The organism is Tenacibaculum gallaicum (assembly GCF_003387615.1).
GTDB classification, from domain to species: domain Bacteria; phylum Bacteroidota; class Bacteroidia; order Flavobacteriales; family Flavobacteriaceae; genus Polaribacter; species Polaribacter gallaicus.
On sequence record NZ_QUNS01000012.1, the window covers coordinates 40,575 to 65,698 of the forward strand.

19 protein-coding genes are annotated in these 25,124 nt (G+C 31.1%); 8 read left to right on the plus strand and 11 right to left on the minus strand.

Annotation, left to right across the window (positions count from 1 at the left end):
* Window position 1 precedes the first annotated feature (1 nt).
* From C7448_RS14960 to C7448_RS14975, 4 genes are all read right to left on the minus strand, one after another.
* Window positions 2-412, minus strand: coding sequence for a S1 RNA-binding domain-containing protein (locus C7448_RS14960; RefSeq protein WP_115902218.1), 411 nt, complete (start codon window positions 410-412; stop codon window positions 2-4).
* Window position 413: 1 nt separating this feature from the next.
* Window positions 414-2,069, minus strand: a complete 1,656-nt coding sequence (gene menD, locus C7448_RS14965; RefSeq protein WP_115902219.1) for a 2-succinyl-5-enolpyruvyl-6-hydroxy-3-cyclohexene-1-carboxylic-acid synthase — start codon at window positions 2,067-2,069, stop codon at window positions 414-416.
* 109 nt (window positions 2,070-2,178) lie between these two features.
* The gene (fsa, locus tag C7448_RS14970) at window positions 2,179-2,832 is read right to left on the minus strand and encodes a fructose-6-phosphate aldolase (RefSeq protein ID WP_115902220.1); all 654 of its coding nucleotides are present in this window, start codon (window positions 2,830-2,832) and stop codon (window positions 2,179-2,181) included.
* Between the two features lie 114 nt (window positions 2,833-2,946).
* The gene (locus C7448_RS14975; RefSeq protein WP_115902221.1) at window positions 2,947-3,747 is read right to left on the minus strand and encodes an SDR family oxidoreductase; all 801 of its coding nucleotides are present in this window, start codon (window positions 3,745-3,747) and stop codon (window positions 2,947-2,949) included.
* A gap of 92 nt (window positions 3,748-3,839) precedes the next feature.
* On the opposite strand from C7448_RS14975, the gene C7448_RS14980 reads away from it, so the two are divergent.
* Window positions 3,840-5,510: a M1 family metallopeptidase gene (locus C7448_RS14980; RefSeq protein WP_245939490.1), complete on the plus strand. Its 1,671-nt coding sequence runs from the start codon at window positions 3,840-3,842 to the stop codon at window positions 5,508-5,510.
* Window positions 5,511-5,531: 21 nt separating this feature from the next.
* Window positions 5,532-5,939, plus strand: a complete 408-nt coding sequence (locus C7448_RS14985; protein WP_115902222.1) for a hypothetical protein — start codon at window positions 5,532-5,534, stop codon at window positions 5,937-5,939.
* 58 nt (window positions 5,940-5,997) lie between these two features.
* Here the strand turns inward: C7448_RS14985 and C7448_RS14990 are convergent, their stop codons facing one another.
* From C7448_RS14990 to C7448_RS15010, 5 genes are all read right to left on the minus strand, one after another.
* Complete coding sequence (locus tag C7448_RS14990) at window positions 5,998-7,842, minus strand: DUF349 domain-containing protein (protein WP_115902223.1); 1,845 nt, start codon at window positions 7,840-7,842, stop codon at window positions 5,998-6,000.
* 86 nt (window positions 7,843-7,928) lie between these two features.
* On the minus strand, window positions 7,929-8,690 hold the full coding sequence (locus C7448_RS14995; RefSeq protein ID WP_115902224.1) for a shikimate dehydrogenase family protein: 762 nt from the start codon (window positions 8,688-8,690) through the stop codon (window positions 7,929-7,931).
* Window positions 8,671-9,678 (minus strand): DUF368 domain-containing protein, encoded by a 1,008-nt coding sequence (locus tag C7448_RS15000; RefSeq protein ID WP_115902225.1) that lies wholly within the window; start codon window positions 9,676-9,678, stop codon window positions 8,671-8,673. The genes C7448_RS14995 and C7448_RS15000 overlap by 20 nt, the downstream gene beginning before the upstream one ends.
* Window positions 9,679-9,717: 39 nt before the next feature.
* A complete protein-coding gene (locus C7448_RS15005; RefSeq protein ID WP_115902226.1) occupies window positions 9,718-10,641 on the minus strand; it encodes a DUF368 domain-containing protein in 924 nt (307 codons plus the stop codon).
* Between the two features lie 12 nt (window positions 10,642-10,653).
* Window positions 10,654-15,057, minus strand: a complete 4,404-nt coding sequence (locus C7448_RS15010) for a translocation/assembly module TamB domain-containing protein (RefSeq protein ID WP_245939491.1) — start codon at window positions 15,055-15,057, stop codon at window positions 10,654-10,656.
* Between the two features lie 182 nt (window positions 15,058-15,239).
* Here C7448_RS15010 and tsaD point away from each other — a divergent pair, with 182 nt between their 5' ends.
* The 6 genes from tsaD (at window position 15,240) to C7448_RS15040 (ending at window position 22,377) form a co-directional block, all read left to right on the plus strand.
* Window positions 15,240-16,268: a tRNA (adenosine(37)-N6)-threonylcarbamoyltransferase complex transferase subunit TsaD gene (gene tsaD, locus C7448_RS15015; protein WP_115902228.1), complete on the plus strand. Its 1,029-nt coding sequence runs from the start codon at window positions 15,240-15,242 to the stop codon at window positions 16,266-16,268.
* Between the two features lie 66 nt (window positions 16,269-16,334).
* Window positions 16,335-18,140: an LTA synthase family protein gene (locus C7448_RS15020; protein WP_245939492.1), complete on the plus strand. Its 1,806-nt coding sequence runs from the start codon at window positions 16,335-16,337 to the stop codon at window positions 18,138-18,140.
* Window positions 18,141-18,196: 56 nt separating this feature from the next.
* On the plus strand, window positions 18,197-18,862 hold the full coding sequence (locus C7448_RS15025; RefSeq protein WP_115902229.1) for a M15 family metallopeptidase: 666 nt from the start codon (window positions 18,197-18,199) through the stop codon (window positions 18,860-18,862).
* Between the two features lie 69 nt (window positions 18,863-18,931).
* Window positions 18,932-19,606 (plus strand): hypothetical protein, encoded by a 675-nt coding sequence (locus C7448_RS15030; protein ID WP_115902230.1) that lies wholly within the window; start codon window positions 18,932-18,934, stop codon window positions 19,604-19,606.
* A 143-nt stretch (window positions 19,607-19,749) separates the two neighbouring features.
* The gene (gene pdhA / locus C7448_RS15035; protein WP_115902231.1) at window positions 19,750-20,745 is read left to right on the plus strand and encodes a pyruvate dehydrogenase (acetyl-transferring) E1 component subunit alpha; all 996 of its coding nucleotides are present in this window, start codon (window positions 19,750-19,752) and stop codon (window positions 20,743-20,745) included.
* A gap of 3 nt (window positions 20,746-20,748) precedes the next feature.
* Window positions 20,749-22,377: a pyruvate dehydrogenase complex dihydrolipoamide acetyltransferase gene (locus C7448_RS15040; RefSeq protein WP_115902232.1), complete on the plus strand. Its 1,629-nt coding sequence runs from the start codon at window positions 20,749-20,751 to the stop codon at window positions 22,375-22,377.
* Window positions 22,378-22,445: 68 nt separating this feature from the next.
* Here C7448_RS15040 and C7448_RS15045 read toward each other — a convergent pair whose 3' ends face one another.
* Both C7448_RS15045 and C7448_RS15050 read right to left on the minus strand, forming a co-directional pair.
* Complete coding sequence (locus C7448_RS15045) at window positions 22,446-23,696, minus strand: nuclear transport factor 2 family protein (protein ID WP_115902233.1); 1,251 nt, start codon at window positions 23,694-23,696, stop codon at window positions 22,446-22,448.
* Between the two features lie 99 nt (window positions 23,697-23,795).
* The gene (locus tag C7448_RS15050) at window positions 23,796-24,563 is read right to left on the minus strand and encodes a helix-turn-helix domain-containing protein (RefSeq protein ID WP_170137059.1); all 768 of its coding nucleotides are present in this window, start codon (window positions 24,561-24,563) and stop codon (window positions 23,796-23,798) included.
* Between the last annotated feature and the right edge of the window lie 561 nt (window positions 24,564-25,124).

Sequence of the window (25,124 nt, forward strand, 5' to 3'; positions counted from 1 at the left end):
GCTATTTTAACACTATTCTGTCTTCTTGTAATTCTATTTTTTTACTCTTATACAAGCTGCCAACAGCTCTCTTGAATGCTTTTTTACTCATTTGTAAATGAAATTTAATTGATTCAGGAGAGCTTTTATCTGTTAACAGTAAAAACCCTTTATCTTCTAGCTTTATCAATATTTTTTCCACATCTGAATCAATTACATTTTCAAACCCTTGTGGACGTAGTGATACATCAATTTTTTCGTCTTCACGTATCTTTTTAATGTAACCTACTTTTCGCATTCCTTCTTCAACATCACTAAAAACCTCATTGTTATACAACAATCCCTCGTACTCTTCATTAATTAAAACTGTATACCCTAATGAGGTCTGTACACCAATAACTAAATCTACCTTATCACCTTCTTTTAATTCCATCTTATACGTTTTTAAAATAGTTTTTTAAAACTACATCATTTATTTCTTTTGGAGTAAAAATCTCCATTATTTTTGGTTGGTTTGATTCTGAATAAAACGAAGTCAAACTATTTTGTAAGCTTTTTAAGTCTTTTACCTGAACATATTCAAAACCATACATTTTTGATAAATGTTCGGCTGTTAAACCGTGTGGTGTTTCAAAGTATTCAGTAGCGTTCGTTGATAGTGGACCTGGGATATATCTAAAAATACCGCCTCCAGCATTATTCAAAATAATAATTCTAAAATTCTTAGGAGTATTAGTATTCCACAACGCATTACTATCGTAAAAAAAGCTTAAATCTCCTGTTATAAATACTGTTTGATTCTTTGAACCAAATGCAGCTCCAATAGCTGTACTTGTACTTCCATCAATTCCACTAGTTCCCCTGTTACAAAACACTTGTAATGTAGCGTTTACATCAAACAATTGCGAATATCGAATAATCGAACTGTTACTAATTTGTACTTGTGAGTTATCAGAAATACTATCTAAAATAACTTCAAAAGATTTTAAATCTGAATACTCACAGTTTTTTAAGTACTCTTCATGTTTTATAGCTCTAAGTTCTTTTTCTTGTAACCACCTTGTTTGATAATTACTTTGAATATCTTTCTTTTTACCAGAAAGCACTCTTAAAAAGGTTACAGGATTCGTTTGTACAAATTCCGACAAACAATGATAAGTATCCATTGCTTTTAACTCATCAACATGCCAGTGATGGTTTGGTTGTAACTTTCTTAAAAACTGTTTTATTCTTTTAGAAATCACCATTCCTCCTAAAGTAATTAATACTTCAGGTTGTAGTTTTTTATATTCTTCTTCCGTTAACTTAGATATTAGCTTGTCAATACTATTGATAAACTTCGGATGATATACATTTGATGTTGTTTCTGTTAATACTAAAACAGAAGTATCTTCTGCATAGACATCTAATATTTTTTGAAGTTCAACATCTGGAAAATTACTTCCTACTAAAATCATTTTTTTAGTTGAATAATTCCAAATAGAAGAAAGTATCTCGTAGTCCTTATGAGATTTCTCAACTTCACTCGAAATAACGTTTGAAAAATCAAAAACTTTTAGCTCTTCTACAGTTTCATATAAAGGTTCGTCAAACGGAACATTGATATGAACTGGTCCTTTTTTATTTATAGAAGTTTGTAGTGCTTCAACCAGTAAATCGGTATTATTTTTCAACTTACTTTCTTCCTCAATCAAATTAGCAGAAAACAAAATATGATTTTCAAATACATTTTCTTGACGAATGGTTTGTCCGTCACCAATATCAATTAAGTGTTTAGGTCTATCTGCTGAAATTACAACTAGCGGAATCTGGCTATAAAAAGCTTCTGCTATTGCAGGGTAATAATTTAATAAAGCTGAACCTGAAGAGCATACAATAGCTACAGGTTTTTGTTTTTGCTGTGCTATTCCCATTGCGAAAAAGGCTGCACAACGCTCATCTACCACACTTAATGCTTCAATTGTTGGATGATTTGAAAATCCAATAGTAAGCGGTGCGTTACGAGAGCCTGGAGAAATAACAACGGTATCAATATTAAATTGATGACATGCTGAAATTACTAATTGCGCGAGTTCTTTTTTTGGGAACATTTCTTTTAAAGTTAAAAAATGTCATTTCGAAAAAAACGAAAAACCTTTTTTAACAAATAGATTTCTCACTTCTGTCGAAATGACATTGTATTATTTCCAACTAAGTTGGTTAGTTTCCTTTTTTATAATCTGCTAAGAATTTAGCTAAACCAATATCAGTTAATGGGTGTTTTAACAACCCTTCAATAGCACTTAATGGCCCAGTCATAACATCAGATCCAATCTTAGCACAATCAATAACATGCATTGTGTGACGTACAGATGCTGCTAAGATTTGTGTTTCAAACATATAGTTATCATAAATCTGACGGATTTCAGCAATTAGGTTTAAACCATCTGTAGAAACATCATCTAAACGACCAATAAATGGGGATACGTACGTAGCTCCTGCTTTTGCTGCTAATAATGCTTGACCAGCTGAAAACACTAATGTAACATTGGTTTTAATTCCTTTATCAGAAAAATATTTACATGCTTTAATCCCATCTTTAATCATAGGTAACTTTACTACAATTTGAGAATTCAAAGCAGCTAACGCTTCTCCTTCTTTTATCATTCCATCAAAATCAGTAGATATTACTTCAGCAGAAACATCACCTTCAACAATTTCACAAATTGCTTTGTAGTGATTGATTATGTTTTCTTCTCCTGTTATTCCTTCTTTAGCCATTAATGATGGGTTGGTTGTTACTCCATCTAAAATACCTAAAGCTTGCGCCTCTCTAATTTGATCTAAGTTAGCTGTGTCTATAAAAAATTTCATCTGTATATTTATTATGTAGTTGTGTTCTAATTCTTAGTATTTCAAAAGGGTTAAACCCTCTATAAAACAATTTTATATGCCGTAATTTTCTTCAATTACTATTCTTCTGCGAATTTACAATTTATAATGATTCATTAGAAGCTTTTCATAAACTTTATCGGGCAGTATTCTTTTTAACACAATTGAAAACTTCTCCATAAATCCACCTACTTTATAATGAATTTTAGGATTTTTATTTTCAATGATTTTATAAATAGCTTCCGCCATTAGTATTGGGTCTGCTCCTGAATCTACATGAGTATCCATCAAAGCTAAGTTTTCAGCATATTTTTCTTTGTAGGCAGAGTTTTCAAAAACTGGTGTATGGTATCTTCCTGCTGCAATATTCGTAGCAAAATCTCCTGGAGCTACATTCACCACGTTAATTCCAAAGCTTTTCACTTCCATACTCAATGCTTCAGTTACTAACTCTAATGCTCCTTTACTTGCAGAATAAATTCCTCTAAAAGGTAACCCCATGTACCCTGCAATTGAGGTTGTATTAATAATAGTTCCCGATTGTTGTTTTCTCATGTGGGGTAACACTTCTTTAACAACATCAATAACTCCAAAAAAGTTTGTGTTAAAGTTATCTTTCATTTCTTCTGTCGGAGTATCTTCAATTGGACCTGTGATACCTTTTCCTGCATTATTTATCAACACATCTATCTTTCCTTCTAAATTAATCACTTTTGCTATAGCCTCTTTTATAGATTCTTCATTGGTTACATCTAACGACACCATTTGAAATGGAACATCCACTTTTTTAGGGTTCCTGCTTGTTCCGTAAACTGTAAACCCTCTATCGTATAAATATAAAGCTATTGATTTCCCTATTCCTGAAGAAGCTCCTGTAATGAAAACTATTTTTGACATTGTTCTTATTTTAAGCAAATATCTTAAAGTTACCATCAATAAAAAAACTTTAAAAACTTATCTTAGCGTTTTATCTTTCAAGAATAAACACTATGTATAAAAAACCATTTTCTTTATCTGTTTTTATGACATCTTTGGCTATTTTAATTGTCGGATGTTCTTCTTCAACAGCTCAAAAAAACACATCTTTATTTTCAAATACTGAAAAGTTTACTCGTCAAGATTCTTTACGTGGTTCTATTACTCCTGAAAGATTGTGGTGGGATTTAACATATTATCATCTTAACGTAGCTGTGAATCCTGATAAAAAATTTATTGAAGGAAAAAACACGGTACAATACAAAGTTTTAAAACCTCATCAAGTTTTACAAATAGATTTACAACCTCCTTTAAAAATTACTAAAGTCACTCAAAACAACAAGGAACTACAAGTTGTTTCTGAAGGAAATGCCCATTTTATTCAACTAAAACTCCCTCAAAAGGAAGGAGCTATAAATTCTGTTGATGTATATTACGAAGGAAAACCTAAAGAAGCTATCAGAGCTCCTTGGGATGGTGGTTTTTCTTGGAAAAAAGACAGTAACGGAAACCATTTTGTAGCAACTTCTTGTCAAGGGTTAGGTGCCAGTATTTGGTGGCCAAATAAAGATCATATGTATGATGAAGTAGATAGTATGGCTATTAGCGTTCGTGTACCTAAAAACTTAATGGATGTTTCTAACGGACGTCTTCGTAACATCGAACAACATAATGATAATACTACAACATATCATTGGTTTGTTGATAACCCAATTAATAATTATGGTGTTAACGTTAATATTGGAGATTATGTTCATTTTTCTGAAAAGTATAACGGTGAAGATGGAGAGCTAGACATGAATTATTATGTGTTACGTGACAATCTTAAAAAAGCCAAAAAGCAATTTAAAGATGCTCCTAAAATGATGAAAGCTTTTGAACATTGGTTTGGTAAATATCCTTTTTACGAAGATGGTTTTAAGCTGGTAGAAGTTCCGTATTTAGGAATGGAACATCAAAGTTCTGTTACCTATGGAAATCAATATAAAAATGGGTATTTAGGTAGAGATTTATCTGGAACTGGTTGGGGACTAAAGTTTGATTTTATTATTATTCATGAAGCGGGGCATGAATGGTTTGCTAACAATATTACCAATGTAGATATTGCTGATATGTGGATTCATGAAAGTTTTACTGCGTATTCAGAAAACTTATTTTTAGATTATTACTACGGTAAAGAAGCTTCTGCAGCATATGTTATTGGAACTCGAAATGCAATTCAAAACGACATTCCAATTATTGGAAATTATGATGTAAATAATGAAGGTTCTGGCGATATGTACTACAAAGGTGCCAACATGTTACATACTATTCGTCAGTTAATAAACAACGATGAAAAATGGCGACAAATTTTACGTGGATTGAATGCTAATTTTTATCATCAAACAGTAACTACACAAGAGGTTGAAAAATATATGATTGAAAAATCAGGAATTGATTTAAGTAAAGTGTTCGACCAATATTTACGTACAGTGAAAATTCCAGAGTTTAAGTACAAAATTAAAAACAACACCTTAAAATATCGTTGGGATAATGTGGTAAAAGGGTTTAACATGCCTTTAAAAGTAATTATTAACGGAAAATCTAAATTATTACATCCTACTGAGAATTGGCAAACAAAAACTATTAAAGGAGACTCTATTAAAGTTGACAAGAATTATTATGTTAACTTTAAATCCGTTTAAAATAGCTGTATTTTACCTTTTATGATTAAACAGTTACTAAAAAGCCTTACACTTACCCCTAAAAAACTGTTCTTAATTGACGGATTAGGAGCTGTTATATCTACTTTTTTACTAGGAGTTGTATTGGTGAATTTTGAAAGTATTATAGGCATTCCACCTTCAACACTTTATTTACTAGCTGTTTTACCCATATTTTTTACTATCTATGATTTCTACAGTTATCAAAAAACATACAATGAACTAAAACCTTTTTTAAAAGGAATTGCCATATTAAATCTGCTATATTGTTGTCTTTCTATTGGAGTAGCATTCTATCATTTTAAAACAATCACTAGCATTGGGTGGGGTTATATTTTAGTTGAAGTCTCAATCATTATCATTCTATCTATAGTTGAACTTACCATAGCAAAAAGACTTACCAAAAATTAGACATAAAAAAACTCGAACCTTATCTGGTTCGAGTTTTTCTTTAACTATATATTATTACTTAATAATCTAATCTTCTTAAATAATCTAGTTTTTCTTGCCAAAGATCTAATTGATCTTTAAAATCTTGTATTCCATTACGAACATTTTGCACTAAAGGATTGTCTTCTGTAGCGTTTGAAATAAAACTTAAATTATTTTCTAACTGTTGCATCTCACGTACAGTTTCATCTATTCTCTTTCTAATAAAGAACTGTTCACTATCTAGTTTTCTGTAGTCTTCTTGTGATAAATATGTATCAATAACACCTTTAAACTTCATCATTTCAATATCAATTCTACTCATATCTAGCTTATCTAGGTGAGCATCCATTGCTTTATTGAATTTTTCGTCTAAGTAGCGTGCATTTCTTGGCAACGCTCCTAACGCTCTCCAATCAGCTAACGTTTTTTCTACATCTTCTTCGTTAGATATTTCAGCCGTTTTAATTTGCTCTATAAACTCTTTTTTAGTTTCTACTACAGCTAACTGCTCTTTATTCTGCTCATTTTTACGAGCGTGCAATCTATCGAAATAATGATTACAAGCATTTTTAAAACGCTTCCAAATATCATCAGAAAACTTTCTAGGTACATGTCCTATTTTTTTCCAATCAGCCTGAATACGTTTCATAGTATTGGTAGTTTCGCTCCAATCTTCACTCTCTTTTAAACTTTCAGCTAGTTCTACCAGCTCCATCTTCTTCTTTAAATTCTCATTTTGAGAACTTTTTTCTTCCTTATAAAAAGCATTTTTCGCTGTATTGAATTTTTTTGTAGCTACTTTAAATTCTTGCCAAACTGCTTCACTTTTACTATAAGGCAGCTTTCCTATGTCAAAGTATTTTTTACGCAGCTTTTCTATTTCTGCAATACTTTTTTGCCAATCGTTATGTGTTTTATTATTTGATGTATCGTATGCACTTATTTCTGCAGCAACTGCCAATTTTGCATCAATCATTTCTTGATGCTTTGACTTTAATTCTCTGTAGTGCTGATGACGTCTGTCGTGAATTTTCTTAGTAGCTTCACTAAACCTGCCCCAAACATCTTCTCTGTGCTCTCTTGATACAGGTCCTATATCTTCTTTCCACATACGATGTAACTCTTGCAGCTCTTTAAAAGCAACATTAACATCTTCTACTTCGTTTAAGGCTTCTGCTCTTTCAATTAATCGCAGTTTTTCTTCTAGGTTATGTTTGAAATCTAACTCTCTAAAATCTTTATTTAGGTGTAGTAAATCATAAAAACGTTCTACATGATGATGATAGGTTCTCCATGTATCGTTATACTTTGTTTTTGGCACTGCTCCTATACTTTTCCAACGATTTTGAATTTCTTGAAAATCATTATACATCGTTTTAGGATCAGCATTTTTGATTAAAGACTTTAATTCTTCAATCAAATTATTTCTTCTTTCTAAGTTTTCTTTTAATTGTTTTTCTAACTGAGAATAGTATGCATCACGTTTGGCTTTATATTCACCTAATAAATTATTGTATTCTGTTTTTACTGGGCTAGAAAATTGAAAGTCTATAGAATTTCCTCCATCAGCTAAAAATGCTTCTTTTTTCTTTGCTAATAAAGCTCCAAACTTAGAATTAAATGCTGTTTTAATAGCATCTACATTTGATTTTAGTTGTTGAATTGGGTGGCTTTTAAGTGTTTTTTTTAATTCATCTACCAATTTCTCTAACTCCATCGAAGCATAGTCAAGCATGGGGATTTCGTGCTTTTCATCTGCTTTTTCAGACTCATTGGCTACTTCATTTTCAACCTCATTAACAGCATTTTCAGTTTCTTGATTTGTCTTCGTTTGCTCTTCTGTAATTGGCCTTTCTACTTTCTCTTCGTTATTTTCTAACATATCTACAATGTTTAAGTTCCTTTGATTTAGATTATAAAGATAAGGATTCTTAGAGAATAGCAAATTTTATTTTGGTTTTTAAAATTTTAGCTATTGTTCCATATTTTCCAAGCTTTCTCTGCTTGAAGCTCTAACATCTCTAATCCGTTTTTTATAGTTGTTCCCTGTTTTTTTCCTTTGCGTAAAAAAGTAGTTTCTGATGGATTGTATATTAAGTCATATAACAGGTGTTTGTCTGACAAAAATTCATACGGAATATTTGGACAGTTCTCTACGTTTGGATGTGTGCCTAGCGGTGTACAATTTACAATAACAAAATATGACTCAATAAGTTCTTTAGTAATATCTTGATATGAAATTTGTTTTTTTCCTTCGGGAGTTCTCGACACATATTTGTATTTCACTCCTAAATTTTCAAGCACAAAGGCTACTGCTTTTGAAGCACCTCCTGTTCCTAAAATCAAAGCTTTTTTATGATGTTTTTTTAACAATGGTTTTAGTGACTTTTTAAAACCATACACATCAGTATTATATCCTTTTAACCTTCCTTTTTTAGTAATTTTAATAGTATTGACCGCTCCTACTTTTAAGGCTTTCTTATCTATTCTATCTAAAAAATTAAAAACATCTAGTTTGTATGGAATGGTCACATTCATTCCTTTTAACTGCTTTTTATTTTCTTTTATTTTTTGAGGAAGTTCGTGTATAGATTGAATATCAAAATTGATATACTTATGATTTTTTAAATCTAATTTTTCAAACTTTTCTGTAAAGTATCCACGAGAAAATGAGTACGAAATATTCTTTCCTACTAAAGCATATAAATGCTTATTTTCTTTTTTGGTCATAAAAATCAATAATTAATATTAATGCGATTCCAATAATAATGAATCCTATTGAAATCCATGTTTCTTGATTGTTAAAATTCGGAATAAATCTTTGGTAATTTTCTATAATTTTATTTCCGCTTTGATCTAACAAAAAGACACCTTCTTCTTTTTTATAAATAGTTTCTTTCCATGGCCAAACAACCCCTAATGACCCTGTAATAAAACCTATGATAATTGCCGTTACAATTTGATGCCATCTTTTTAAAACATAGCCCAAAACATGTGAAATAGATACAAGACCAAACGCTGAACCTGCTGTAAAAACTCCAATAATTTTTAAGTAACGTACTTTTATCTGGTTATTCAACACTTCAAAATTTCCAGACAATAGATTTGTAATTACATTTCCTAGTACATTTACACTATCTACTAACAACATCACATAGTTCCCTAATAATATGAGTATAAATGAGCCTGAAAGCCCTGGCAATGTCATTCCTGAGACTCCTATTATCCCGCATAAAAACACAAACCATAAGTTGTCATTTTCTGTTGCTGGTGTCATAAAACTAATAGATATTCCTACTGAAACTCCTATGAGTAATCCTAAAATAGTTTTAGGTTTCCAGTCTCCAAAATCTTTCGATATGTAGTAAATAGAACCTATAATCATTCCAAAGAACCATGACCATACATATAGTTGGTAATTTCTTAAGAAGTAATCTAAAACAAGAGAAATACTGAAGTAGCTAAACATACTTCCTGCCATTACCCATACTAAAAATTGTAAGTTGGTATAACTAGCAAAACTTTTAAAGCGACCGTTAAACAACAATTTAAAAGCTTTACCATTTATTCTTTGAAAAGTATAAATAAGTTCTTCATAAAACCCCATCACAAAAGCCACCATACCACCAGAAACTCCCGGTACTTTATTAGCTCCTCCCATTATCAATCCTTTAAAAAAAAGATTTATTTTTTGTGATAGCGTTCGCTCTTTATACATGCTCATGCTGTTTAATTAGAACGCTAAGTTAGTTATTTTCTAATGCTTTTTTACTGCTATTTTTTCTAGTAATAAAATAAGTCCGAAACCAATTAAGGCTAACACAGCTGCATACATTAATTGAGGGTTTCCATCATAAGAAAACGGAGAAATAGATAACTCATTAAAAGGAACTTGTTCTCCACGAGAATTGGTTCTATAAGTCAGTACTTTTTTCCATGGCCAGATTTTATTTAATGAACCTATAATAAACCCTGTTAACACAACTAGCGTATAATTTTTATAATTTGAAAACAAGTATTTTAAAACTCTTGAAAACGTTAGCAAGCCTACTATTGCCCCTAAAGCAACAAATGTTATAGTTGTAAAATCACGGTTATTTACAGCTGCTAAAACTGGTTTATAAGCCCCTAATAACACCAAAATAAAAGACCCTGAAATACCTGGTAAAATCATTGCACAAATTGCTATAGCGCCTGCTAAAAACATAAACGACATTGATGAATGTTCTGAAACTAGTGGATTTAACGTAGTTATATAGTAAGCAAGTATCGCTCCTAAAGTTAGCAGAACTCCTGAAACAAGATTCCATTGAGTTACCTGTTTTGCTATGTAAATGACGCTTGCCAGTACTAAGCCAAAGAAAAAAGACCATACTAAAATTGGGTGATTTACTAATAACCAAGAAATCATTTTTGCTAACGAGATGATACTAATAAAAATCCCAATAAAAAGAGATGCTAAGAAATTACCATTAACCTGTTTCCATGCTGACTTGAAACCTTCTTTCTGTAAGGTTTTAAGTAGCTTTATATTGATATTACTTATAGAACTTAATAGCTCTTCATAAATCCCTGAAATAAAAGCGATAGTACCTCCTGAAACACCTGGAACAACATCAGCAGCTCCCATAGCCATTCCTTTTAACATGATTACAAGGTAATCCTTACTTGTTCTATTCATAAAATAGTTTGGTTATTTTTTTTCTTTAGATTTAAAGTTTATCAGCCCTTTTTTCTTTGGTTTAAGGCTATCTTTTTTTACTTCCTTTTTCTTTGCTTTTTTATTTAAACCTATTTTTTTTCCTAAGTCGCGCAAGTTATTAAAATTAACTTGGTATGAGATACCTATTCCTTGCGTATACCCTTCTTCTTCGGTAGAATATTGCACTTCATTTTGACGGTTAAATACCGTACCTCTTAAGTTACCTTCTTCATTTAAAAGAACTTCTACTTTTACTTCTCCAACAACACTAGTTTGTGTATTAGTTCCTACTGGCACCCCTACTTTACCATTAACCAACACTCTATCAGTTAACTGTGTCGATACTGACACATCTACTTGATCATCCGAATTAAGGTTATCAACATTTCCCCTATCTCCTTGCGTATACCCAACTCCTAATTGAAATTTGTTTCCATCGCTATTTAACATATTTGTTAAAATACTTGAGGCAATTTCAGAGGCTGTACCTGTAATTCCTGAACTTGCACTATTACCAATAGCATCCGCATTATAAAATGTACCAAAAGCTAATAAAAACGAGAAATGTTGCATTTTTGTATTTAAATCATTCTCGTTTAATAAAAACTCTAACTCTGAACTTACTGTTGAATTTGCATTTGGTATTTTAATATCAAACTCTTGTTTTGAACTAAATAATCCTCCTGTAATTTTTGTATATAAATCAATTGGGATTTTACGATTTGAATTGATATTATCTAATAACTGTGCTGGGTTTGCTTTTGTTCTGTATACTGCTGTTATATCCAGATCTGCTTCGTAAGGATCCCCATTCCAAGAAATAGTTCCTCCTTTTTGCACTATAAAAGGCTTTGTTATTCCTGCATATTTGAAATTGTAAAAACCATTATCTACCGTAAAATCTCCGAACATATTAAACTTCCCTCGTGTATCGATATCAATTCTAAGGTTTCCTTCACCACTTCCTTTTAATTCACTTCCCGAAACTTTATCAATCACTACTTGAGCTACAGCATCTTTTGTTACAGCTAAATCTAGTCTTAAATCAAGTCCTTTTATATCACCAATAACTTTCCCTTTTGATCCCTCTTCTTCTTCTCCTGTTTTAAATCGGATTAACTTATAATTATCTATTGTTTTAACATCACTTAACGGAATTACAAAAAGAGTTCCTTTATTTGTTTTTCCATTAACCTCTATATCTAAATAGCTGGTAAGTCCTCTAATTTTTGCTTCACCATCTAAGAACCCAGTTCCGTAATATTGAGATTCTTCCGTTTCTTGTGTATCTAAAATCAGTAAATTTTGAGTATTAATATCAAAATTCAAGAACCAGTCTTCGAAATTTTGATGCACAATACTTCCTGATAAATCCCCTTGTGTTAGGTATTTTGTATCCTCTAATATTATGTCTTTAAAAACAAATTCTTGTTTATCTAAAACTACGCTCGTGTTTCCTTTTAAATCAAAATCTACGTTTAAATACGGAAAAGCTAATCCTGCATTTTCAAAGTTTAGAACTCCGTTAAAATCTGGGTTTCTTAAATAACCTTTTGCCGTAAAATCTCCTGTTACTTTTCCTCTTAGTTTAGATAAGACACCTTCTCCTAACGGTCCGAAAGCTCCAATATCATACTCTTTCAAGTAAATATCTAAATCTATAATTGGTCTTTCTCTTGAAAAGTCAACTTCTCCTGTAGCTGAAATGTTTTTTGCGTTTTCACTTTCTAAATATAAGTTGACGTCATATTTTTCGTAGGAATTATCTCCTGTAACATTCAACGCTAAATTTCCTTGTGAGTAATTGTTTATATAAAAATCCTCAACATACAAACTCCCTTTAGGAGCTACTGTTTTATTTTCTTGTTTGAGCTCTAATGTACCATTTAGTTTTCCATCTAATTTTAAACTATCAACTGGAGGTAAAAAGCTAGCTAGTTTTACTTTATTAAAGTTAGCTTGTATGTCTTTGTAGGTACTATCTCTTACAATTCCTTTAAAATCTATTTTTTGTTCTCCTGATTTAAAAACAAATGGACTAATTGTAAAATCATCTTTTTGCAAATCAAATGTCACTTTATTATTCTTATCATCATTAGGATTTACTTCCCAATCAAAACCTTTGTAATATAATGTCGATTTTTGAATTCCTACAACAGATTTTTGTAGCTCATTAATTGTATAAAAAAAATCTAAATTAAAACTCTCGCCATAATCTTTCCCTCCTTTAAAAACCGATTTAAAAAATAATGTATCATTTTGAGTACGGTTTAACAGGTTTAACTTTTCAATATTATAATACTTTGTATTGACTTTTTTTGCTGTTAAGTGAGTGTTATATAATGGGTTTTTATTATCCAGCCTTAACACTACTCCTTCAATTATATTTTTATATGCATTTATTTCTGGAGACTCAAATGTAAGTTTTAGTGAGTTTTTATCTGAATTAATACGTCCTTTTAATCTTGTATTTTTTCCTATTGAAATGTTTGGTAAAAACACATCGATAATTTGATTATAAATTGTGAAATCAAAATCTAAAAATTGATTTGGTGCCACTTCGTGAGGGCGGTAGTTCGTATATACGCTACCTAAAGCGTTTTGGGTTATTGGCAGTAATTCTTCAAAAGAAAACTTACCTTTTACACTTCCTTTTACAATATCTTCTGAGTTTACTTCAATCGTTTTTATACTATCTTTTACAGATGAGTTTACTTCAAAACTCTTAAAAGGATAACTCTGTTTTTGATTTGTGTATACTAGGTTTTTAAAAGTTGCTTTTCCTACAATATCATCAAATGTATTCCCTGAAATATTTAAGTTAATATTCCCTTTTAACTCAGAGATACTATCACGAGTGAATAAGTTTGTTTTTTTCAAATCAATTCTATCAACATTCGCAATAAAGTCAAATTTGTTAATTTCTGATGAAAAATCGGCTAACCCTTCAAATTTTAATTTAAAATTATCATCTTCTGCATTTAGCAAACCATCAAACTTTTTATTTTGAAACTGTCCGTTTACCTGTAAATTTTTATACTCATATTCATTAAAAAATAAACTACTTACTTTTCCTATAATTATGGTATTAACATTATCAACATTAAACCCACTACCATTTACATCTGCTTTTAGTGAAACAGTTCCTAATACAGGGTCATTTGCAAAAACACCAAGATCAAAACTTTTAAATTCAACCTCGCCTGTGTATTTTGCTGCATCAATATTATCAATATTTGTTAATTGAAGATCAGAAATTGCAGTTCCTATTTCAGACTTTATTGATATCGTAGCATCCATTTGCTGTGGAGTCACTTTTACAATTCCATTCAAAGTAAAATTACCTAATCTCTGAAACTCTGTTGGCAAAGTTCTTCCTAATAAGTTTGGTAATACATTTCTTAATTGATAGTAATTTGCCGTAAGGTTATCCAAGTTTGCATCAAACACAAAACCTCTACTGGTTTTAACAGCATTAACAAATCCCATGTTTCCAATAATTCTCATACCTCCCTTTGAGTGTACTCTCACATTATTGGCACTGAAATTATTTAGTACACCATCAATATCTCCGCTTATATATAGAAAGTCATGCCCACCAATTTCATTGTAAAGTTTATTTAAATCTTTTACTGAAACTACACTTTCTTGAAACTTGGCTTTTATTCTTACCTTATCATTAAAGTTCACAAAGTCTTTTCGGTTGTAGGTAAACTTAATTTTAGCTTGAAGCTTGGTTTTATTATCTGTTTCTAATGTTGTGTTCTTAAAATCCATAAAGGACCTTGTATACTTGAAGTCAGTGGATAAATTCGACACATTTACTCCTCTATTTCCTGTAAAAAACATGTTCCTTATTTTCATAGAAACATCAGGTCCAACAATTGAAAAATCATTTAACTCAGCCCCAGCATTATATGCTGCAAACTCAAGAGGATCTCCTTTATTCTCATCTAGTAATTTAAAAGTTAAACCATCTAAGGAAATTTTATCACTTTTTAGAATAAACGGTGCTGCTAAACTATCTCTTGGTTTTCCATCTTCAAAACTATCTATGAAAATAGACATATTATCATTTTTTTCACCTTTATATGTCTTCATATAAAAATGAACTCCACTTAAAGAAGCTTCTCCTAAATCTACTTGATTTTCTAATACACGCTTAGCGTTTGATAAGGAACTGCTTAAATTATTTACAAATATCAATGTGTCTTTGTGGTGGTCTCTAATCTCAATATCTTTTAACTGAACACTTCCAAACCAAGACAAATCAATCTTTTTTACAACAATATTGGTGTTGAATTCTTTATTTACCCAATTAGTTGCATACTTAGCAAGTTGACTTTGTACAATAGGTAATGATAGTAAAATAAAAAGCAAGAGTAAAAAAAGCACTGCGTACTTTATTATTCTACCTACTATATTCCCTAATCTTTTAATAACTTCCCTTATTTGTAATCCTGTTTAACAAAAGTAATCAGCAAACTGCAAAAATGCTGCCTTATTTTAAAGAAATCTTATTTTTAACGAAAATCTAACGTAATATCAATATTTTTGTAACCTAAATCCGAAAAGATTTGAGTACAGAAAACATCTATATTTTAGGTATTGAAAGTTCTTGTGATGACACAAGTGCTTCAGTAATTTGTAACGGAAAAGTGTTAAGTAATGTTGTTGCAAACCAAGAAGTGCATGCTAAATACGGTGGTGTGGTTCCTGAGCTAGCTTCAAGAGCCCATCAACAAAACATTGTTCCAGTTGTACAACAAGCTATTGAACAAGCTGGTATAACTAAACATAATTTAAATGCTATTGCCTTTACTCGTGGCCCTGGATTAATGGGTTCATTATTAGTTGGTACTTCTTTTGCTAAATCTTTAGCTTTAGGGTTAAACATTCCTTTAATAGATGTGAACCACATGCAGGCACATATTTTAGCTCATTTTATTGATGAAAAAGGAAGTAAAATACCTCCATTTCCTTTTGTTTGTTTAACTATTAGTGGCGGACACACACAAATTGTAAAAATTACCAATCATTTTGAAATGGAAATTTTAGGTGAAACGATTGATGATGCGGTTGGAGAAGCTTTTGACAAATCAGCAAAAATATTGGGATTGCCTTACCCAGGAGGGCCTTTAATTGATAAGTATGCTCAATTAGGAAATCCTAAAGCTTTTAAGTTTACCAAACCTAAAGTGGGTAATTTAGAATTTAGTTTTAGTGGATTAAAAACTGGAATCTTATATTTTGTACAAAGGAATGTAAAAGAAAACCCTAACTTTATTAAAGAAAATCTTAACGATATCTGCGCTTCTATTCAATACACTATTATTGAAATATTAATGGATAAGCTTAAAAATACTGTAAAACAAACTGGCATCAAACACATAGCAATTGCTGGTGGGGTTTCTGCTAATTCAGAAATACGAAAACGCTTAACTTTAGCTGAAAAACACTGGGGGTGGACAACTTACATTCCTAAATTTGAATATACCACCGATAATGCCGCTATGATTTCCATAGCTGGATATTTAAAGTTTTTAAACAACGATTATTCTGATATTTCTGTAACAGCCAAAGCTCGTTTAAAGGTTACAGAATAAATCTCTTTTTTTACTACAATGACTAACTTTAAAAACAGATTTCTTTTTAGTGTTACATATTATTTTTTGTGGGTAGTATATTTTTTACTCGCTCGCTTTTTATTTTTAATATATTATTTTGATAAAACTTCTGAGTTAAGTTTTTTTACCACTTTAAAAACATTTTTATACGGTATTCAATTAGATTTTTCTTTTGCAGCTTATTTAGCTGCCATTCCTTTTTTAACCATCTTGCTTTCAATCTGGATTCCTAAGAAAATTATTGGTTATATTATTAAAGGATATACCTTCCCAATCCTTTTGGTTATCAACTTATTTATGTTAACAGACATGTCTTTGTATAAATTTTGGGGGGTTCGTATAGATGTTACAGTTTTAAATTACATCAACACTCCTAAAGCTATGCTAGCTTCAGTGAGTACTTTACAGTTAGTTGGTGGAATATTTGCTTGGATATTACTTTCTATAGTTACTACTTACTTCTTCAACAAGACTTTAAACAAAGCTCTTAGCAAATTAAACAAAAAACATTTTTTAGAAGCTCCTGTATTTTTACTATTAATTGCTAGCTTAATTATTCCTATGAGAGGTGGTTTTGCTAACATTCCTATTAACCAAAGTAATGTGTACTTCTCTAAAAATATGTTTGCTAATCATGCTGCAGTAAATTTTATTTGGAATTTCGCTAATACGATTAGTCATAAAACGGATGGTAAAAACCCTTATATACACTATAAAAAAGATGTTGCTAAAAACATCATCAATAAAACTAAAAATCAACTTTTAACAGCTAATACAGACTCTATTTTAAACACTCAAAAACCAAATGTTATTATACTTATTTGGGAAAGTCTTTCAGCAAAAGCTGTTGGTGCTTTAGGCGGCGAACCTAATGTTACTGTAAATCTAAACAAGCTAGCTAAAGAAGGTATTCTATTCACCAATTTCTACGGAAATGGAGACAGAACAGATAAAGGAGTTCCTGCTATTTTAAGTGGCTATTATCCTCAGCCAACAAAAAGCATCATGAAAATTCCATATAAGGCAAGAAAACTACCAGTTCTTACTAAGGAAATGAAAACCCTAGGATACAATACTAGCTTTTATTATGGTGGTGATAGTAATTTTGGAAACATGATTACCTACTTACGTAATGGAAAAATAGATAAAATTGTAGATGGAACCGAATTTGATAAAGAAAATTGGAATTCAAAATGGGGAGCTCACGATCATATCTTTTTAGATCGATTTATGAAAGACTTATCAGCTCCTACCCTAAAAGAACCTTTTTTTGAAATAGCTCTTACACTTACCAGTCACGAACCTTACGAATTCCCTGGCAAATACAAGTTTGGTAAAAAATCAGTAGAAAATTTATACAGAAGCGCACAAGCTTATACAGACAAGGCTATAGGTAAATTTATTAACGAAGCTAAGAAACAGCCTTGGTGGGATAATACGTTAATTGTTATTTTATCTGATCACGGACATCCATTACCCAAACACAAAGGATACTTTAATTCTCCTAAAAGGTTTCAAATCCCAATGGTTTGGTTAGGTGGAGCTCTTAACAAAACAGGAATTACTATCGACAATTTTAGTGCTCAAAGTGATTTAGCATATACTTTAACAGATATGTTAGGAGGAAATCCAAAGCAGTTTCAATTTGGAAAAAATATTTTTAATACCTCTGAGAATCAATATGTGCATTATGTATTTAATAAAGGTTTCGGAACCATTTCTAAAAATGGAACTTTTGTATATGATTATGTTAGCAACAAACCTGTTATACAGGAAGGGAATTATCAGCCTTTAGACTCATTAGGGAAAGCTATTAGTCAGAATGCTTATCAAGATTTTTTAGATAAATAAAGTTAATCTTTCATTAAGAAAGAAACTCTTAAAATCCATTTTATTACTTTTACCCAATGAAATGGATTTTAACGTTATTTTTACTTCCTTCCTTAGCAATTCAATCTCAGAATTTACCCAAAGGTTTTTCATACATTAAAGATGTTGCTCCAACAATACAAGGCGAATTAAGGTATTGTTATAACAACAACTTTATGGGAGTTCCTGTCAATGGATATGAAGAAAATATTCTTATAACAACAACTTCTACCGCCAAAGCTTTAAAAAAAGTCCAAGATGAACTGGCTTCTAAAAACCTAGGGTTAAAAATATTTGATGCTTATCGTCCGCAAACAGCAGTAAATCATTTTGTAAAATGGGCAAGAGTACTAAATGACACCGTAATGAAAGAACAATATTACCCTGAAGTTAACAAGCGTTATTTATTCAAACAAGGGTACATTGCTTCTAAATCAGGCCATTCAAGAGGAAGTACTGTTGACTTAACTATTGTTAATTTAAAAACTGGGGAAGAGCTAGACATGGGAAGCCCATTTGACTTTTTTGGTATATCATCTCACATCACGTATGAAAACCTAACCGATGGGCAAAAAAAGAACAGGACATTGTTACAAAAAACAATGCGAAAATACGGCTTTAGGTCTTATATAAAAGAATGGTGGCACTTTACACTACGTGGAGAGCCTTTTCCTAAAACTTATTTTGATTTTCCTGTAAAATAATTAGTTTTAACACGACATCAACATATAAAGTATAAAATCGGCATTATCTTTGTTAAGTTCTATTTTATTATGAGAAAAAACATACATTTATTTTTTATCCTTTTTTTATGTAGCATAACAACTAAGAGTTTTGCACAATTAGACGGTTCTACTGGTGGTAAAAATAAAGGAAACTCTTCATTTGGAATCATCACCGCACCGGCTAAAGAAATTAAAAAACCTAAAACGTTAGACTTTAATAATACAAATGGCTTTAAAACAGCTAATTCTGAACTTCAAAAAGAGCTTCAAAAAAAACAAGCTCAAAAAGATTTAGAAAACAAAGGAATTTTAACCCCTGAGTTACTTAGGAAAATAACTCTTCAAAAAAAAGCCGAAAAATTTAATTTAAAAATTCCTCTCATAGATAAAGATATAGGAAGTTTCCGTACAAAATCTAAAAACATCAACATAAATGCTATTGATTTTGGACAGGTAGATGGAGACATTATAACTGTTTTTAATAACGGAGTGCCTATCATTAAAAATTACTATTTAAAGCATAGTTTAAAAAAGTTTAAAATCCCTTTAGAACTTGGTTTTAATAAAATTGAAATTTTAGCAGTTGATGAAGGAAGCCTTAGACCAAATACAGGAGCCTTCACTATTTATGATGATTTTGATGAAGTAGTCATTTCTGACTTATGGCAATTAGCTAGAGGAGCTAAAGTAATAGCTCTAGTTATTAGAGAGAAAGAACAGTAATTACATCTCTTTTTCCCTTCTTAAACCTTTCTTCAACTTTTAGTAATAACTTTTTTTAAATTACTAAAAACTACTTATTTTTGTAGCTACGTTTTGCTACAAGCAAAGCAAACAAACATTTAAATAAACAACTAAAGTATATAATGAAGAAAATCACCAAAGAAACCTATATCAATTGGTATAGAGATATGCTATTTTGGAGAAAGTTTGAAAACAAGCTAGCAGCAGTTTACATTCAACAAAAAGTTAGAGGTTTTTTACACTTATATAACGGTCAAGAGGCTGTTTTAGCAGGTTCATTACATGCAATGGATTTGACTAAAGATAAAATGATTACTGCTTACCGTAATCACGTTCAACCAATCGGTATGGGTGAAGACCCCAAGCGTGTAATGGCAGAATTATATGGTAAAGCTACTGGTACATCCCATGGTATGGGAGGTTCTATGCATATTTTCTCTAAAGAATACCGTTTTTATGGTGGTCATGGAATTGTAGGTGGTCAGATTCCTTTAGGAGCTGGTCTTGCTTTTGGTGATAAATATAAAGGTAGTAATGCCGTGACTTTATGCTATTTTGGTGATGGAGCTGCACGTCAAGGTTCTTTACATGAAACCTTTAACATGGCAATGAACTGGAAATTACCTGTAGTATTTATTGTTGAAAACAATGGATATGCCATGGGAACCTCTGTTGAAAGAACAGCAAACCACACAGATATTTGGAAACTAGGTTTAGGATATGAAATGCCTTGTGGACCGGTTGATGGAATGAACCCTATCAAAGTTGCTGAAGCTGTAGATGAAGCTATTCAAAGAGCCCGTCGTGGTGATGGCCCTACTTTCTTAGAAATGAAAACATACCGATATAGAGGTCACTCTATGTCAGATGCTCAACATTATCGTACAAAAGACGAAGTTGAAGAGTATAAAAAAATAGATCCTATCACTCAAGTTTTAGAAGTCATCAAAGAAAAAGAGTATGCTTCAGAAGATGAAATCAAAACAATTGATAAAGAAGTAAAAGATTTGGTTAAAGAATGTGAGAAATTCGCAGAAGACTCTCCATATCCAAAACTAAACCAATTATATGATATGGTATATGAACAAGAAGATTATCCATTTATAAAATCTAAGTAAATTATGGCTACAATTATAAACATGCCTCGCTTAAGCGATACGATGGAAGAAGGAGTAGTAGCTTCTTGGTTAAAGAAAGTAGGTGATAAAGTTGAAGAAGGTGATATTTTAGCTGAAATTGAAACCGATAAAGCTACGATGGAATTTGAATCTTTCCACGATGGTACTTTATTACATATTGGTGTTCAAGAAGGAGAAACAGCTCCTGTAGATAGTTTATTAGCTATTATTGGTGAGGAAGGAGAAGATTTTTCAGCATTATTAAATGGAAATAGTACTCCTGAAGCGGAAGTTAAGGAAGAAGCTCCTAAAACTGAAGAAAAAACTACTACTACTACAAACTCAACGATACCTGATGGAGTAAAAGTAGTAACAATGCCTCGTTTAAGTGATACAATGACTGAAGGCACCGTTGCCTCTTGGTTAAAAAAAGTAGGAGACAATGTTGAGGAAGGTGATATTTTAGCTGAAATCGAAACTGATAAAGCTACAATGGAGTTTGAGTCTTTTAACGAAGGAACTTTATTACATATCGGTGTTCAAGAAGGTGAAAGTGCTCCTGTAGATAGTTTATTAGCTATTATTGGTGAAGCTGGTACAGATGTATCTTCATTAGTTAAGGCACACAAAGCAGGTACTTTAGGAAATGACTCTTCAGAAAAACAAGAAGAAGCTCCTAAAGCAGTTGAAGAGAACAAAACAGAAACTGTAGCTGCTCCAGTAGAAACTGTATCAAATAATAAAGGACGAATTTTTGCTTCTCCTTTAGCTAAGAAAATAGCAAAGGATAAAGGAATCAATTTAGCAGATGTTAAAGGTTCAGGAGAAAATGGTCGTATCATCAAAAAAGATGTTGAAAACTATACTCCAACGGCTAAAGTTGAAGCTCCTGTAGCCACAAGTGCAGCTACAACTCCATCAGCAGTTACAAATTTTGCAATTGCAGGAGAAGAAAACACATCTGAAGTTAAGAACTCTCAAATGCGTAAAGCAATTGCAAAAGCATTGGGTAATTCTAAGTTTTCTGCTCCCCATTTCTACTTAAATATTGAAGTAGATATGGACAACGCAATGACTTCTCGTAAAACCATTAATACTATTCCTGACACTAAAATATCATTCAACGATATGGTAGTGAAAGCATGTGCAATGGCATTGAAAAAGCACCCACAAGTAAATACTAGCTGGACAGATAGTAATACGTTATTCCATAGTCATATTCACGTAGGTGTAGCTGTTGCTGTTGATGAAGGTTTAGTAGTTCCTGTAGTAAAACATACCGATGCATTAAGCTTAACCCAAATTGGTGCTTCTGTACGTGATTTAGCTGGTAAAGCTAGAAACAAAAAAATTACTCCAGCAGAAATGCAAGGAAGTACATTTACCGTTTCTAACTTAGGAATGTTTGGTATTGAAAGCTTTACTTCAATTATTAACCAACCTAACTCTGCTATTCTATCGGTAGGTGCAATTGTACAAAAACCAGTAGTTAAAAATGGGGATATTGTAGTTGGTAACACCATGAAATTAACTTTAGCATGCGATCACAGAACAGTTGACGGTGCAATTGGTGCTCAGTTTTTACAAACGTTAAAAACCTATATTGAAAATCCTGTTACCATGTTAGCATAGTTTTTCAATAAAATTATAAATAAAAAAGCTCACCAATGGTGAGCTTTTTTTATGAAGTAAAATCTACTTTATTTGGAATTCATAATATTAATTACTTCCCTTACCAGTTTAGGAACTGAAGCTGGGCTTTGTCCAGTTACCAATCGTCCATCAACCTCTACATGTTCCTCTGACACATTTGAATAGAAGAATTTTCCTCCGTGACTTTCCACTGTTTTTCTTATTAAAAAAGGAAAGCTTTTAAAATATTCTTTATCCTTCTTTTCATGATCCTCTGGAAATCCATTTACACGCTTGTTTTTAACCACATACTCCCCATTGCTTTTCTTTAAAAAAACAATTCCAGCAGTACCATGACACACTGCACTAATAACACCTTCTTGCTTTTCATAAATATCTATAGCCAATTTTTGAATCTCTTTATTCTTAGGCACATTAAACATAGCACTTCCTCCTCCCACATAATAAATTGCTTTATAACTCGACGAATGAACTTGTGTAGGTTTTTTAGTGGTTTTTAAAGCATACATAAAGTCACTATCATACAAGTATTCTTTCTTAATTTTTTCAGATGTGTCCACATATTTTAAAGGAACTGCACCTCCTTTTGGACTAATAATATCTACATTAAATCCAGCTTCCGTAAACATTTTATAAGCCAATACTATTTCATCAAAACTATTTCCTGTTGGAATATTAGTTCCTATATAATAATCTGTATTAGAAACCACAAATAAAATTTTATTCCCTGTTTCGTTAGATACTTCTCTTGTTGCTGTTTTACTTATAATTTTCCAGTCATTAGTAAACTTTTTCAATAGGAAAAGATCAACAAACCTCCATTTACGATTAGGTATTAAAATTTCAACTTTAGCTGTAGCAATGTCATTAACCACATCAATAGAAATAATCTCTCCTATTCTACCATTAAACTCTCCTTTTCTGTCAGACGAAAAAAAACTCGTATACTCTTCGGGTGTATATCGTTTAAAACCTTCTTCACCTGTTAAGTAAAGAGTTGCTTCTTTTGAAAAAGATTCTTTTAAAGTATTAAGCTTATTATAAGAACTTCCTTCTATATAGTTATTGAGTGTTTTCTCTATCACCTCTTTATCTGAAAGAGTAAATTTTGCTTCAGGACGATCTAAACTTTCATAAAACAATCTATCATCTGATACAAAACTCTTGTCATAATTAATTACTTTTTGCTGTTTGCCTCCATAAAGACTAATTAGAAGTTCTTGCTTAATACCTTTTTTATCTTGAGAAAAACTACATAAAAAAAAGAAAGCAGAAATTAGTGTAACTATAATTTTCATTTTTAAAAGATTTAAATTTTACTTCAAACCTCTTAAAACAATCATCTTTTTTGATGACCTGTTATAATTTAGGTGTCCTGAATTATGATTCTGCACTCACTAATCTTTTAAAAATCGCTTTTGATACTGAGCTGGTGTTTGATCAACCATCTTTTTAAACGTAGCATAAAAATTTGATTTTGAAGAAAAACCTGCTTCAAAGCCTATACTTTCTAATGTAATTTTATGGTTTGTTCTTAACAATTTCTTTGCTTCTTCTATTCTATATTCATTTAAAAACATTGCAAAGCTTTTTCCTAAGTTATCATTTAAAAATTGAGATAATCTATGAGAAGACACACCTACTTTCGCAGAAACATCTGATAATTTTACAGCTGTATTCCTATATAACTCTTGCTCTTTCATTAAAACATCTAATTGTAATTTCAACAAAGCCGCTTCATCACTTTCAATCTTTTTTGCTGAATATTTCTCTGGTAAATCTCTAAAAATTGATTCTCTATTTTTTTCAGAAAGGAAAAACAATACTAAACCATAAAACACTATAGAAAAAGTAACGGTTCCCACAAAATAAAAATAAAAATAACCAACAATATATGCTAAATAAATTAGTATGTTACTGCTAAAAACACCTACTAGCCATACTTCTGAAGTTGTGTAATTTTCTTGTTTTGAAAATAGTTTTCTAAAAATATCTTTTAGTAAAAAACCTGACAGAGTTATATAAACACCCCAGACCAAATAAATAAACTTCACAAAATAAGTATTCCAAAAAAGACCACCTGTTGAATAAGGTTTTATAACACTAACTATAGTTATTATTAGAAATAATAGAAGAAAATGAAGTTTCCATTTTAAAGGAATCATCTTTGTTTTAGTTACAGATGATTTCAGGTAAAAAAATAACGAGACACCTATTAAAAAACAGGCTGATAAACCAATTTGTATGATTAACAAATTTCTTTCTTCTCTAGGGGTAAATATTGTATAAACTGACTTTCCTATTCTAACGGTTAAAAAGAAAACCAATAATCCAAACAAAAAATTAGGTATTCTTCTAACTCTTTCAATCAACAAAAAATATATACTGACCAAAAAACCGTTAAAGACACCTAAAGAACATATGAAAAATAAAACTGCATTATCTAAACTCATTTTGCTTTTTATAAAACGTAAAGATTAAAAAACAAATTTCAATGTACAAATCTTATTTAGCCTAAAGTTTCTTAATTATTAAAGGGGATTATCTTAATAAGTTAATTACTTACCTATACTTATCTTAAAGCTTTAGTCAGGTTCTGTAGTAATGAAAGTATTCAACCTAAAATAGGTGCATAAAAAAAACCTCAATCTACTAAAAGATTGAGGTTTTATAAAGAAAGGCAACGACCTACTCTCCCACCATTGGCAGTACCATCGGCGCTAATG